The 13,857-nt window shown below is 47.9% G+C and carries 15 protein-coding genes, 1 pseudogene and 1 riboswitch; of the genes and pseudogenes, 8 read left to right on the top strand and 8 right to left on the bottom strand.

Features of this window, described 5'->3' with window-relative positions:
- Positions 1-343 precede the first annotated feature (343 nt).
- Positions 344-508 (top strand): hypothetical protein, encoded by a 165-nt coding sequence (locus JWG39_RS13425; RefSeq protein ID WP_205219933.1) that lies wholly within the window; start codon positions 344-346, stop codon positions 506-508.
- Between the two features lie 176 nt (positions 509-684).
- On the opposite strand, the gene JWG39_RS13420 is transcribed toward JWG39_RS13425, so the two are convergent.
- The 8 genes and pseudogenes from JWG39_RS13420 to JWG39_RS13390 all read right to left on the bottom strand — a co-directional run bounded on the left by JWG39_RS13420 (position 685) and on the right by JWG39_RS13390 (position 5,723).
- Positions 685-1,362 (bottom strand): spermidine synthase family protein, encoded by a 678-nt coding sequence (locus JWG39_RS13420; protein ID WP_205219936.1) that lies wholly within the window; start codon positions 1,360-1,362, stop codon positions 685-687.
- 159 nt (positions 1,363-1,521) lie between these two features.
- Positions 1,522-1,686, bottom strand: coding sequence for an XRE family transcriptional regulator (locus JWG39_RS13415; protein ID WP_205219932.1), 165 nt, complete (start codon positions 1,684-1,686; stop codon positions 1,522-1,524).
- Complete coding sequence (locus JWG39_RS16855) at positions 1,683-1,811, bottom strand: hypothetical protein (RefSeq protein WP_275889014.1); 129 nt, start codon at positions 1,809-1,811, stop codon at positions 1,683-1,685. The genes JWG39_RS13415 and JWG39_RS16855 overlap by 4 nt, the downstream gene beginning before the upstream one ends.
- A pseudogene (locus tag JWG39_RS17155) lies at positions 1,808-1,918 on the bottom strand (type II toxin-antitoxin system RelE/ParE family toxin); the annotation flags it as partial. The pseudogene JWG39_RS17155 and the gene JWG39_RS16855, both read right to left, overlap by 4 nt.
- A gap of 393 nt (positions 1,919-2,311) precedes the next feature.
- Positions 2,312-2,881, bottom strand: coding sequence for a peroxidase-related enzyme (locus tag JWG39_RS13405; protein WP_205219930.1), 570 nt, complete (start codon positions 2,879-2,881; stop codon positions 2,312-2,314).
- A 321-nt stretch (positions 2,882-3,202) separates the two neighbouring features.
- Positions 3,203-3,802 carry a TetR/AcrR family transcriptional regulator gene (locus JWG39_RS13400; protein ID WP_205219929.1) on the bottom strand — a complete coding sequence of 200 codons (600 nt, stop codon included), beginning with the start codon at positions 3,800-3,802 and terminating at the stop codon, positions 3,203-3,205.
- 69 nt (positions 3,803-3,871) lie between these two features.
- Complete coding sequence (locus JWG39_RS13395) at positions 3,872-4,597, bottom strand: GAF domain-containing protein (RefSeq protein WP_205219928.1); 726 nt, start codon at positions 4,595-4,597, stop codon at positions 3,872-3,874.
- 364 nt (positions 4,598-4,961) lie between these two features.
- On the bottom strand, positions 4,962-5,723 hold the full coding sequence (locus JWG39_RS13390; protein ID WP_205219927.1) for an endonuclease: 762 nt from the start codon (positions 5,721-5,723) through the stop codon (positions 4,962-4,964).
- Positions 5,724-5,830: 107 nt separating this feature from the next.
- Here JWG39_RS13390 and JWG39_RS16945 point away from each other — a divergent pair, with 107 nt between their 5' ends.
- The 7 genes from JWG39_RS16945 to JWG39_RS13355 all read left to right on the top strand — a co-directional run bounded on the left by JWG39_RS16945 (position 5,831) and on the right by JWG39_RS13355 (position 13,857).
- Positions 5,831-6,115, top strand: coding sequence for a TonB-dependent receptor plug domain-containing protein (locus JWG39_RS16945; protein WP_205219935.1), 285 nt, complete (start codon positions 5,831-5,833; stop codon positions 6,113-6,115).
- Positions 6,116-6,401: 286 nt separating this feature from the next.
- A riboswitch (cobalamin riboswitch) is annotated at positions 6,402-6,591 on the top strand.
- A 150-nt stretch (positions 6,592-6,741) separates the two neighbouring features.
- Positions 6,742-8,754, top strand: coding sequence for a TonB-dependent receptor (locus tag JWG39_RS13380; protein WP_338032218.1), 2,013 nt, complete (start codon positions 6,742-6,744; stop codon positions 8,752-8,754).
- 106 nt (positions 8,755-8,860) lie between these two features.
- Positions 8,861-9,592: a cytochrome C assembly family protein gene (locus JWG39_RS13375; RefSeq protein WP_205219926.1), complete on the top strand. Its 732-nt coding sequence runs from the start codon at positions 8,861-8,863 to the stop codon at positions 9,590-9,592.
- The gene (locus JWG39_RS13370) at positions 9,592-10,422 is read left to right on the top strand and encodes a hypothetical protein (RefSeq protein WP_205219925.1); all 831 of its coding nucleotides are present in this window, start codon (positions 9,592-9,594) and stop codon (positions 10,420-10,422) included. Before JWG39_RS13375 ends, JWG39_RS13370 begins: the two co-directional genes overlap by 1 nt.
- Positions 10,422-11,612 (top strand): ABC transporter substrate-binding protein, encoded by a 1,191-nt coding sequence (locus JWG39_RS13365; RefSeq protein WP_205219924.1) that lies wholly within the window; start codon positions 10,422-10,424, stop codon positions 11,610-11,612. The genes JWG39_RS13370 and JWG39_RS13365 overlap by 1 nt, the downstream gene beginning before the upstream one ends.
- Positions 11,609-12,652, top strand: coding sequence for a FecCD family ABC transporter permease (locus tag JWG39_RS13360; RefSeq protein ID WP_205219923.1), 1,044 nt, complete (start codon positions 11,609-11,611; stop codon positions 12,650-12,652). The genes JWG39_RS13365 and JWG39_RS13360 overlap by 4 nt, the downstream gene beginning before the upstream one ends.
- The gene (locus JWG39_RS13355) at positions 12,649-13,857 is read left to right on the top strand and encodes an ABC transporter ATP-binding protein (RefSeq protein WP_205219922.1); all 1,209 of its coding nucleotides are present in this window, start codon (positions 12,649-12,651) and stop codon (positions 13,855-13,857) included. The genes JWG39_RS13360 and JWG39_RS13355 overlap by 4 nt, the downstream gene beginning before the upstream one ends.

Below are 13,857 nucleotides of genomic sequence, written 5' to 3'. Positions count from 1 at the left end.
TACGGTTAGTTTCTGCAAGTAGATCAGCATTTCAGAATTGCTGAAAAAAAAGAGAGTCCTGACCTAACCATGCCGAGAGCATCTGTGGGTATTAGGAATAATATTTTCACAAAGTGCGAAATATAAGATAAAGGGTACCTTTAAAAATATTTTACTGTAACGAAGAAGATGGGCGATTATTCAAGGTCCCCAACAGTTCGTAGAGACGGTAGTGGCAATGATCTCGAAGTTCTGTAAGGGTCAATATCGATGGTAATACAAATGGATATCTCGTTCAACCGTTGTTAACTGTCTCGATTGTTTAAGGCAAAATTAACCCTGTACTCTCAAGGAAAATAATTATATGTCAAAAAAATGTTGCGGTAAGTGGAAAAAGAACAACAAACATTGCTCCAGCTGTCCCATAAAAGAAGAATGCAAGGCTGTGTCTGAAAAGAGCGATAAGGCTGAAAAGAAGATGATGAAGAAGGCTAAAAAGGCGAAGAAGGGTAAAACAAAGAAAAAGTAATTGTATGAAGCTACATTCTTCAGCCCTGATTATTTATTTTCTATTTGTTTTTCGATTAAAAGCTAGAGAATCAAGACGAAAAACGATCTATTTGAAACTCGCTTTTAACGAACTCTAAATTCAAAATATGATCTAATTTATCTTCTCAAAGAGTTTGCATCTCTTTTCTAATTTAATTAAGTTTTTTTTGCCAGGAAGATCGTATGACGGCTTCCTTTACCAACTCTTGCTCTAACAGTTTGAGTAGTGACTTTAAAACCCACCTTTTTCAAAGAACGAAGAAAAGTATCATCTGGCGCAGCCGACCAAATGGCGAGCATACCTTCAGTGCGCAAGGAATTATAAATTGTTTTTAAGCCGTTCAAGGAATAGAGATGATGATTTGCTGAATGAGTAAGCCCTTCAGGACCGTTATCTACGTCAAGCAAAACGGCGTCGAAGATTGATTTGTTTTTGCTGAACAAATCAATGACATCACCAGTATGAATACGTACACGTCCATCCAGCAATGGTCTTCCAGCTCCTTCGCCCAGAGCGCCTCGGTTCCATTCCACAACTGCAGGTATCAGTTCTGCCACCGTTATCTTTGCCGATTGAGGAACTACTTTTAGAGCAGCGGCAAGCGTGAATCCCATTCCCAATCCACCTACCAGGACCTGTGCGCCAACTGTCGATTTGAGATGCGCACATCCGAGTTCGGCAAGGGCTTCTTCCGAATTATGCAATCGGCTATTCATGAGCTCACCTCGATTACCGGAAAGGCGGATGGAGAATTCATCCCCTCTTTGCAGCAATTCCAGCTGTCCGCCGTCATTGGGTATTTCCGTTTTATCTAATAATTTCCAAGGATTCATCATACCTCAAAATAGTGATTTTTTGGATAAGCTCAAAGGGGGAGGGCAGGTCTTGGATATTTCAAGACTTGACCCCGTTGTCTTTTGCATTCAGTACACCGTTATGTACACGGCCACCAATCCGGCGCGGTTTGAAAAGTTATGGCGGTAGTCCTTTTCCTATTGGAGCTCAAGGCGAAGTGAACGCCCTATCGCTTTTGCGGCTCGTGAAAGAGCGGCAAGGGTTACTTTATCGTTTTCAGGGTCAAGCAAGCGGTCAAGCTGGGAACAGCTTGTTTTGAGCCGTTTGGCCATTTCAATTTTATTTATCCCGCTTTCCTTCATAGCTGCAGCTGGTGAGCAATGACACGCTTAACGGCTTGTTGCGTTGTTTCTTCGTAGGTGCCTTGTTCTTTCAAAAAATCGCTGAAAGAACCTCCAACATGGCCTTTTTCTATTTCTTTATTCATGGCTTTAATCCTTTTATTCTTTTTACGGCAACCGCCATTTCATGATCTGGCGTTTTTTGGCTTTTTTTGATGAATCCGTGCAAAAGCACCATATTTCCTTCGTGAGCACAGAAAAAGACTCATATACTGCTAACTTACTAATATATCGATAATTAGAAATTAAAAAGAGTATCGCTTCACCAGCGAGGGATTATAGTCATTAATTTCTTCATAAATAACTATATCACTTGGTGTTATAGTTGGTAACGTACCACATTCTTCTTTTCTATTTTGTTCGTATAAACGCCAGCATCACCGGCGGGAAACACTGCAGAACGAAGTGGCGCAGTTTTGCCCGTCCGTATGTATGCTGGCGTTGTGTACCAGGCCTTGAAAAGGTTCGGTCAAATAAGGGTGCACCAGGTGTCAAAACTTGACCCCGTTGCTCTACAAGCGCTTTCCATCGCCTCTGTTTTTGACCGAGGGAAAGCGCTCTGTAAAAACACTGCTCAGTATTTTTATTAACGGCCCATCTTGGAAAATTCGTCATCTGGACGAACTGCAAGAAAGCTCATCATTCTGTTGGACATATTGTAAAATGCGGTAAGACCGGCAACATCCCAGATATCCTCATCCGAGAGGCCGTGACCGCGCAGGGTTTCGAAATCCGCTTCATTGATGGATTTGGAATCGTCAGTCACCTTCATGGCAAAATCAATCATTGCCTTCTGACGCAGAGTAATGTCGGCTTCTCTATAGTTCACCGCAATCTGATCAGAAAGAGTTGCGTTTCCGGAGGCCATTCTCAGTGCCGCACCATGGGAGGCTACGCAATAGGCACAACCGTTGTGACCTGAATGGGCTGTGATGATCATCTCTCTGTCAACAGCAGTCAGCCCACTCTCTTTTTCGGTGAGGGCCGCATTATAGGCAAAAAACGCACGAAGTTCTGCAGGGCGGTGGGCAAGGGCCTTTACAACATTTGGTACGAAGCCGAAATGTTCCTGGGCACCATCACAGATCTGTTGTACATCTTCCGGCAGTTCTGAATACTCAGGCACAGGAAATCGACTGATTGTTTTCTCATTCATGGTTACATCCTTTCTTGTAATTTTATAGTTGGTTTTGTGTGTCGCCGTTGCGAACGGCAGAAAAACTCTAAAAACACATTTTTGCTGGTTAGAGGTTAACAATCATTTTTCCACAGTGCGGCCACACTCCACCGCTGTATCTACCGCTATGGGCCTTTCCCCGTTTATCGAAGGTAAATATCTGCGAAACGTGATGTTTCATCGAGTCTTCCTCCAGCATTGCTTGCATCGCATTCACTCTTTTGATGTTCATTCTGACTACGTCAAGAAGCTACGTTAAGAAGCGACTAGACTGGTCGTCTAGTCGCAGGGCAAAAAAAATTATCCTGTTCTCTTACTGCTAATCCTGTCTTTAATGCTCTCTACCGCGTTACGAACAGGCTCCGCACTTCGATTGATAACTGCGCGATGAATTGAGCCCGTCATGAGGTCATGGATTAATTGTGCTTCTTTAGAGCTGTTCAAAGTTTCTGAAAGCACTCCTTTTTTCTTCGCTTCTTCAAAAACATCCACAAAAAGAGTTATCCATTTCTCAAACCCTTTAGCAAGTTCTTCCCGCATTGGCTCGCTGAGATCCACTACTTCGGAGGCAAGTTTCAGAGCAAGACATGGAAACTTTTCAGATACAGACTCAATTGACGTTACTGCCCCATCAAGCATGTTAAACAGTCGTTTTACAGGGTCACTTTCAAGATTTTTTGGGCTGAGAGCCTGTTGTTTTGCAGTTGTTGACTCACCCATATAGTCTTTAAGCATCTCAACTCCAAATTGTTCTTTGGAGCTGAAATAATGATAAAAAGACCCCTTAGGTACCCTGGCTGCATCAAGAATCTGTTTCAAGCCAACGGAGTGAAAACTCTTCTCCAGCATAATTTCTTCAGCAGCAGTTAAGATCCGCTCTTTTGTTGTTTGCTCTTCCATACGCACAGTATTAGACCAGTCGTCTACAAAGTCAAGAAAAATAACTTTCCAAGACCTGACCCCATTGTTCTATTCGGGGTTGTTTTTACTTTTCTGATACCAGGGTTGATCACCGTAGAGTTCCTCTTCGCATTCTTCGCAAAGCCCATGGCTAAACTGCACATTTGAATGATCTTCAATATATTTTTCCACTTGTGTCCAGAACCCTTTATCATCTCTTATTTTTTTGCATCTCACACAAATTGGAATAATTCCACGGAGTGTCTTAATTTCGGAAAAATAATCAGATAGACTTTTGTTTTCCTCACCCAGTATTCTGTTCATGTATATAAGTCCCAACTCAGACTGAATAATATCCCGGAAATTTTTTAAAAGATTTTCATAGGTTCTGGAATATCTATTTTCCTTGTTATCAAGGACACAAATGGTCCCAAATGGTTTGCCGTCTGGAAGAAGAATTGGAAAACCGAGATATGATATCATGTTTAATTTAATATCTGGATTATTTTTCCACTTGTCATCAGCAAGTGCATTGGGAACCAAAAGTTTATTATTGTTTTTAATCACAGTTTCACAATATAAACCTGATCCAAGGAAGTGCTCATGATCACCAGGTTGGTAAGGGTTGTTTTCGCTTTTGCTTGAAACAAAAACTTCTATATCAGATTGAACTAGACGCATGATAAGAGCTGCAGGAATATGGATTAATTCAGATAAAATATCTACGATATTTTGCCACTTTCCCAAGATTTCTTCTGATATATTAATTTGTATGCTTTGATCGTTTCCATTCATTTTTTTTGACTCCATAACGTGGAAATGAAGGGCGCTGGTACTGCCAGATCAAGGAACGATCGGCAGCATACTATTGTCTCTCTCGATTGCATTGTTAAGCTTTATTTTTTCGAAATTCTATTCATAACTCTTATTTTTTTACTTAGCATATATAGTGCCAGCCGTCAAGAATATAAATCGTTAGAGAACGATGGATTAAAGTAATAATTGCAACACGTTTTCTCTCTGATAGTCGTACTTCTAAGCAACTGCTAAATTAGTACAATAAGTGGTACAACACCGTAATATGAAAAAGAGCGAGCTGTCGGTATGGTTACGTCCCCACGGTTACCGCGCACCATCACTCGCTGCCAGCTGATTGCAATCATGGAACCAAACACATCTCAGCAACAAACCGATTCCGATTACCCTGAATTCCTGCAACACGCCTCTCACGCTCACATTCCCAAATATCAACAGGATCTTCCTTGTCCCAGGCAGCAAACAACTTTCGATTCTTTTTTGAGATGATCCCATGTCCAGGGTAAGCCGCATCCATGTAGCGGTATGTCCTCGCTATATCCCCCCGAATATTCAAGGGGGGCTCGGCCTTCCGGTCTTTAATTTCCATGTCACACGTTCCGAATCTCCGTGATTCCCCGGAGATCATGGCAAAGCTGTAGTTTGAGCGAAGGCCGTTTATTTCTCCCACGGATGGCATGAGATTGTGCATGTCGGCTTCCATATAGCGAAATTCTGTACTTGCTTTTCTGGCGCAATTCCGGCCTTTGAACGATTTGCCCTTCCTGGTCACGCATCTCTCATCCCCATCACGCCAGGATGAAAAACTGTGCCCAAATGCCTGAGCGGGAACTACATGCTCCCATTCAAGTCTCTGAGCTCTCTTGTTGTTTCTGTACGGGACATATCCATTGTTATAAATGATTTTTTTCCCTTCGAAGCCGCAGTCACAGTAAAAAGTTTTATGATAATCCCGGTAAACAGTCTGCAGTAATATTCTTTTTGCTTTTGAAAATGACTGGTTGCTTGTGTTGCCATCTCTTTGTTGGCCTGCGAAAGTAAATGACGATGAGAATAAAAGAACAAATACGAAGATACATGAAATTCTTGTGTCGATGGACAGCATTTCTTCCCCGTGTATAAAGATCTTAAAAAAACTGACACGGTTGGAAGGCCTTACTGGCAAACGTGTTGCATTTTCTGCTTGAATCCAGCATCAGATGAGGACAATTTATTCACCTCACCCCTGCTGGTTTTCCTGTTCAGCTTTCAGCTGAAGAAATTCATGTTCTCGACAGTGTTGTTGTTGCCTCCAAAAGTAAAAGTAAGCTTGTTGAGACTCCCGCCAGTATCTCCATTATCACCGCCGAAGATCTCGAAGAGATGGGCGCAAAGCAGGTTATTGACGCACTTGAACCTCTGCCCGGCGTTGACCATACCTCTTTCAGCTCATCTTTGATCTCAATTTGTGGAACCCGCAGCAGCATGGCAGGCAGGGTGCTGCACGCGGTGTCATAAATATCACCAAAAAGGCGGATGAAAACAGAGTGGAACTCCAATACGCCAGGGTCTGCAGCTATCCTGATAATGTGAAGGAAGTCGTTGATCTGAATTGGTCTCAGGTGTACGGAATCCCCGAAGTGAGCGGGTTCGGCGGCAAACCGAAGACGGCGTATTGCGTATACAGGACGGCGCGTATGTGGAAGTCGATTTCTAAAAAAGAGAAAAATGCATGCCCTGTAAAAACCTTGAAATGGGACTGCAGTGAGTCAGACAGATCCTTTTTTTTCCTTTATTGACAAGAGTGCAAGTATTCGGTACATATAAAAACCAATATTCAATAACAGGGAACCCGGTGTAAATCCGGGACGGGCCCGCCGCTGTAACCGGGGATGAAACCTGCATGGAGTCACTGACAGTTTTAACTGGTCGGGAAGACGCAGGGAGTAGGATGAACCGGGAGTCAGAATATCTGTATGAATATGCTCTATTGCTATACGAACCCTCGTGGAAAAGGGGTGCGGCTGGTCATTCGTGGAACAGGGATCCCCGAAACCTTTTTATAATTGAAGGTTCGGGGTTTTTTCATTTTTGAAGCTCCGAATATATTTCTGGTCTCAACTGAAAATAATGGAGAAGAAAAAGTGAAGAAGAAGGTTTTCGCAACACTTGCGCTGCTGTGTATGGCAAGCCCTGTATGGGCAGAAGATGAAGCGCCCGCTGTGCAGGATGACATGGTGATTACTGCCACTCGCAGTGAAGAAAATATCAAAAATATTCCTGCAAAAGTTGAGTTTATTGATCGACAGGAACTCGACCTTACCTCTGGTGAGACTCTCACTGAGCAGTTAAAAAAATCCAGTTCTGTCAACGTTATTGAATATCCTGGTTCCCTTGCCGGAATCGGTATCCGCGGTTTCCGTCCCGAATACTCCGGGATTACCAAACACAGCCTTGTTCTCATTGATGGCCGCCCTGCAGGGGCGACCAATCTCGCCACCATCCTCAAAGATAATATTGATCACATCGAAGTCCTCAAGGGCCCGGCATCTTCTCTTTATGGAGCAGAAGCGATGGGCGGTGTTGTCAATGTCATCACCAAAAAATCTGCTGGTACACTCGCCGGAGATGTTTCTCTTGGTTACGGTTCTTTTAACACCAATACAGAGAAAGTAAACCTTGGTGGATCAGTTACCGAGCGGGTGGATTTTGACCTCTCCGCCAGCCGTTACGATCAACAGGATGACCTTGAAGACGGCCATGGTGACACACGGGAAAACACCACCTGGGAAACCCGCAGTGCAGACCTGCGGGTTGGCTCGGATATCGGGGAGACCTGGCGGGCTGATCTGAGCGGCAATCTCTACCAGGGGCGGGATATTGAAACCCCCGGGGATATCAGCAACGGAGTTGTTGACAGCGGGAAGAAAGATCTTGATAACTGGGGGCTTGATCTGACGCTGAAAGGGGATGCTGGCGAGAATAATCAGCTGGAGATTTCCGGATATATGACGAGAGAAGAGTCTGAAACGTATGACTATTATTACGGGGGTGTCCAGGTCCCGGCTTATCATACCTATGACAGTGATATCAACTGGTACGGAACGCAACTGAAGGATATCTACAGCTGGGGCTCCCACAAAATTATCACCGGGATCGACTATCAATATATTGAAAAGACCTCCCGTTCTTACAACCTGGACGGTTCCCGCACAGCCCCTTATTCCCCCGATGAAGGGCGTACCAACATCGCCGGGTATCTCGAAACGATATGGAAATTTTTCGATGAACGGATGACTGTCACCGCCGGTGGTCGCTACGACTATTTTGATGTGGAGACTCTTTCCACTCCGTATAAAACCGATTTTGATCCAAATTCGGAGTCCTTCACCTGGTTCAGCCCGCGGGCGGGTGTAAACTACAGTTTCGACAGCGGTATCCGCCTGCACTCGACCCTTGGCCAGGCCTTTGTCCCGCCGAGCGCGGCCCAGCTCGCCGGGTATTCCGAGCGTACTGTGGACGGGGTCACCATGATTACCAAAGGAAGTTCAGATCTTGATCCGGAAAACTCCACCACCTGGGATATCGGGACGGGTTTTGAGAAGAAGGAGCTGGGCCTGAACTTCGATGTCACTTATTTTTACACCGATGTTAATGACCGTATTACCTCGGTGACCGAGGGATATACCACTACGTATCAAAACAGCCTCGACGCTGAGATTCAGGGAATGGAAATCGAATTCTCCTATGATCTCGGCCAACATCTTGATATGGGGCGCAGCATCAAATTCTATACCAATACCACCACTATCTTCACCGCCAAAGAGGACCTTGCGGGTGGAGGAGATCAGGATATCCATAACGTCGCCGACTACAATTTCAACTACGGGCTGATGTATGCTGATGACATGTTTGACGGCAATCTTCATTTCCGTACTCAGGGAAAGATGCGGGATACAGACTGGAATACAGCCGGATATCCTGAAGTAGAGTATCCCGAGTTCACCGTGGCTGATATTGTCATCGGGATGAATTTCCTTGAGCACAACCGCATTGCACTGACCGTCGATAATATCTTCGATGAATATTACTATGAGAAGAAAGGTTTTCCCAAACCAGGTCGCGCATTCTTCGTAAACTACACATACTCTTTCTAGTTCCAGTTTCTTGAAGGCTGACCGGGTTCCTTCCCGCCTGCCCCGGAATACAACATCTCTGTCATGAGGTGATTCCGGAGGCGGGGGGAGCTCTATGGGGGAAACAATGGCCTTTTTATCAGAACATGTATCGCTGGTAATGTGTGCTGCTTTTTTCGGAGGTGTTGTCTCTTTTTACAGCAGGCGTCCACGGCTGGCCTGTGGATTTATGCTCGTCGGAATGTTCAGTAACCTCTGGCTTTTTATTAGCCGCTACACAGCAGCGTTACCCTTTATGCCACTGCATATCGGGCTGATCGGGATTTCTCTGCTGCTTGCCTGTGTGCAGGTGCTCTTTCGCAGACAAGAGAAGAGCCTTCTTCTTCCCCTTCTGCTCCTGCTGCTGGCACTGTGCAATCTGCTCTACCCGAAAGATTTCTATCTTCCCTTTATCCGTTCGCAGTCACTCTTTGCGCATACCTTTCTTCTTTGTGGAATCGGAGCAAAGGCATTGCTGATCCTTGCTGCGGTTTCTGCTGCCGACATTCTCCTCAGGGGAGAGGCTGTAGTGCTGTCCGCAGCCTCGCGGCTCGTCTCCTTCGGTTATTTTCTGCTGATTCTCTCCATGTTCAGCGGGGAGATCTGGAGCTATCTCGGCTGGGGGACGCCGGTCGTATGGCACGACGCGGCGATTACCACAGTTATCGCCCTGTGGTTTTACTGGAGCTGTTTCCTTCATCTGCATTATATCCGCAGCTGGAGTACGCGGTGGCAGGGTGCCTTCCTCGCAACGGGCGGTGTGCTGACTCTTCTTGTCTCCGTACTGCCGGATCTCGGGCCGTATCAGGGGGTACTCTGATGCTGCTCTTTCGCTTCTTCACCTCCCTTCATCTCAGCGTGGTCCTGTTTCTGCTGCTGGTGGTTGATCTTCTCTTTGGCTGGTACTGCCTGGAGGGCAACACCAGTTTCTATCAGATGATGAACCGCACCGGCCTGGTGGAGTGGCTGCTTACTTTCGGCCGCTCCGATCCCTTTCACACCTCGTGGTTTGTTGTGCTGCTGGTACTGCTCTTTTTTCTCGCGATCAACACCCTCTGCTGCACCGGGGAAAAGCTCACCCGTCTGGCGAAAAACTTCCACGCGACTCTGCAGCGGAAGAGCGGACGTTTCACGCTCTCTGTTCATCTCATGCACCTCGCCATGGTGGTCCTGCTGGCGGGGTATCTGCTCAGTTACATTTTTGGCGAGGTAAACAGCAGTGTGGCGGTGGGAGACAGCGGCATGACCACCGTGGTGCCCGGCACGCAGTTACGGCTCCGTGTTGAGAAGATGGAGATGATCCCTTACAGCGGGAAGGGAATCCCTGCTTTTGAAGGTCGTCGTATTGATGCGGAAGCGCTGCTCCATATTTCCCTGAAGGGGTATGGAGAGAAGGTGCAGAAAATCTCCATGAACCGTCCTGTATTCTTTCACGGCTGGTCTCTTTTTATGCAGACATTTAATCCAAAGTCGGAGGGAAGCATGTCGAAGAACATATATATTGTGCTTGATGTCCGCCGTGACCCCGGTATTCCGCTTACTTTCTGCGGCATGACAGCTTTTGTTCTCGGAGTTCTCGGGTATCTCTGTTTCCGTCCGCGAAAAACGGGAACGAACGAAAATTCAATTCCTCTTCATCACAAAAAATAATGAAAATACTTGTACTTTTTGCACTTCTCTTCTTTACCGCGTTTACCCTTACCTGTTGTGATATGGAGCAGCCTGCTTCAGAGGGCGGCCCGGACGGAAAATCGGTCGTCAGTAAAATGGCCGGGAAGAAGGCGAAAAAATCCTTTCTGACCATTGGTGAATTCACCGTTGAAAAGAAGAGCGATACTCTCACCGTGGTGCGCGACGGTGCTGGCCGCAATCTGGCCCTCGTTCCACGGGGAGCTGCTGATCCAGAGGGCTTTCCTCCAGAGATGATTATTCATACCCCGATGAAAAGGGTGGTGGCATACAGCAACTTTGATGTAGCAACTCTGCGGGTACTTGGGGAAATCAACACCCTCGTTGGCACAACAACGCCTGAAAACCGCTGGTATGTCGATGAGGTGAAAAAAAGATTTACCGACGGGAGCATCGTCTGGGTCGGCAACTCTTCCGGGGTTGATTATGAGGTTATCAAAAAGCAGAAACCGGATGTCGTGCTCACCTGGGACCCTTCCATTGTCCCCATGATGACGGAGCTCGGTATCCCGGTGGTTATCACCTCCACACCGGTGGCCATGTGTCTCAACGCGCGGATGAGTTATGTGAAGTTCCTCGCGCCTTTTTTCGGCAGAGAACAGGAGGCGGACGCTTATTTTCAGAGGGTGGGTGACAGCCTGAAGGCTATACGCAGGCGTACCAGAGACCTGGCTGATCAGCCGAAGGTGATGTGGGGCGATATGTATGAAAAACGGGTGCTGGTGGAGCCGGGGAACGCCTGGATTGGCGAGCTGGTGGGGCTGGTGCAGTCTGACTATCTCTTCGAAGATGTCTACGGCACCTCCTGTATTGAGATTTCCATGGAACGTTTTCTTACCAGTGGGAACGATGCAACGGTCTATTTTACCTACCGTACTCCGAAAACAGGTGCCACCTCGAAAGAAGCGTTGAAGAGAAATCATCCGTTGATGGCCTGTATCACCCCCCTCGGGCCGGGAGGCAGTGTGTATTCACCCCTGCCCTGGTACTCGCAGTCGGGAGATAAACTCGATGAGATTTTTACCGAGATTGCGGCGATCATTCACCCGGATGCGTACCCGAATTACACCTTGAAATATTTTCTGGAACTCCCTGAAAAAGATCCTGTCGAAGGAAAAGAAGGAAGTAAAAACGGGGAGAAAAGGATATGAGGGCCGTTGCGGTCGCAGAGCCACCCGCTGTGCATAACGGGAGGGCGGTGAAAATCTTTTTCCCGCTGCTGCTCCTTGCCTGTTTCGGCGTCGCGGTGTTGAGTATCTGCACCGGTTCTCTTGGTATTACACCGGCAGAGGTATGGAATCTGCTGCTCCATCCCGATGAAACCACAGCGAGCATGATTGTGTGGAAGATTCGTCTGCCCCGCGCTTTTGCGACGCTGCTTGGCGGCGGCTACCTCGCGGTCTCGGGCCTGCTGCTGCAGGTCTATTTCCGCAACCCGATAGTCGGGCCGTTTATCCTCGGAATTTCCTCCGGTGCCACGCTGATGGTTTCCCTCGTCATGCTCACCACTCTCACCGTGCAGCTTCACCTGATGAGTTCTGTTACCACGACACTGGCGGCCATTATCGGCGCGTATGCGGTGATGTCCATTGTGGTCTTTATCAGCTCAAGGGTACGCAGCGGGGTGACGGTGCTCATCGTTGGTCTGATGATGGGCTACCTCTGTCATTCGGTGACCGCCGTGCTTACCGCGCTGGCCGAAAAGGAGCAGATCAAGGGTTTTGTGCTCTGGCAGCTCGGCTCCTTCTCCGGTTTCAGATGGGGAGAGATTGGGCTTCTGTGTATTCTTGGCGGGGCTGTACTGATTCTCATCTATCTGATGGCGAAACCGCTCAACGCGCTTCTGCTTGGCGAAGAATATGCCCTCTCCATGGGAATTCCGGTGCGCTGGTTTCGAGTATCGCTTCTCCTCACCTCCTGTGCTCTTGCCGGGATGGTGACGGCAATGGCCGGGCCGGTGGCCTTTATCGGTCTTGCAGTGCCGCACATGGCACGGATGATCTTTTCCACCTCTGACAACCGTATCCTTATTCCAGCCTCCATGCTTCTTGGCGGGATGGTGACAGCTCTCTGCGATCTGGTCGCCCGCAGTCTGATGGCACCGGTAGAACTTCCTCTTTCTGCCATCACCGCGCTGTTTGGCGCGCCGGTGGTTATTGGCCTTCTGATGAAAAAACGGGTGAAATTATGAGTGAAAACAAGAGTGTACTCTCCTGTGAGAATCTGAGTGCGGGCTATGAGGGCAAGGCGGTGCTCTCCAATGTCAACCTGCACTTTCGCGAAGCGCAGTTTATCTCTCTGCTTGGACCCAACGGGACGGGGAAAACAACCCTGCTGCGAACGCTCTCCCGGCATCTGAAACCGATCTCCGGGGCTGTTACCATTGATGGCCGTCCGCTGGCCTCTCTGCACCAGTCTGAACTGGCGAAGATCATGGCCGTCGTGCTTACCGACCGGATTACTCCGCCGCTCTTTTCGGTTTTTGAATTTGTTGCTCTCGGGCGTTATCCCCATACCAACTTTCTCGGACGGCTGACAAAGAGGGACAAAGCTGTGGTGGAGCGGGCTCTCTCCGACGTACACGCAACAGATCTCAGGAAACGGGAATTTACCAGTCTGTCGGATGGCGAACGCCAGAAGGTTCTGGTGGCACGGGCGCTGGCTCAGGAACCGCAGGTGCTGCTGCTTGATGAACCCACCTCTCACCTCGACCTGAAACACAGGGTAGAGGTGATGTCCATCCTGCGGGAACTCTGCGCCAGTGGTCATATCACAGTGATTGCCTCCCTGCACGACGTAGATATCGCAGCCAAGGTCTCCGATCAGGTCGTGCTGATGAAGAATGGCGGGATCACTGCCTTTGGCGCGCCGGAAGAGGTGCTCAGCAGCAGGGTCGTCTCGGAACTGTACGATTTCACCAGCGCCAGTTTCAGCCGGAAGCTTGGTTCCCTCGAACTGCAGGGGAAGAAGTCCGGCAGAGAAATCTTTGTGGTTGGTGGAATGGGCTGCGGCGCGGAGATCTATCGCCTGCTCAGCAAATACAACTGTTCTCTGCACAGCGGCGTGCTCTTTTCCAACGATCTGGATGCCTTTGTGGCAGACAGTCTCGGGGTGAAAAATATTGTTCAGGTTCCCTCAGCTGAAGTGGATGATCCCTCCCTTGATCAGGCGCTCCAGCAAATGGAAGGGTGCGACTGTCTGGTGGATGCCGGCTGCGATATGCAGGGAATTTATAAGGGAAATCAGGTTCTGCTCAACAAGGCGGCAAAGATGAAAAAACCGGTCTTCTGTTTTCACAAGACGAGGACGGCAGATAACGGTCGGGTACAGGTTGGGAAGATCAGTGATCTGCCTGCGGCTATTGAAGAAGTACTGCAGAATCGTGCAGCGATCTGA

It is taken from the genome of Desulforhopalus vacuolatus, assembly GCF_016918505.1.
Lineage (GTDB): Bacteria > Desulfobacterota > Desulfobulbia > Desulfobulbales > Desulfocapsaceae > Desulforhopalus > Desulforhopalus vacuolatus.
This window is presented reverse-complemented; position numbering and strand designations above follow the sequence as displayed.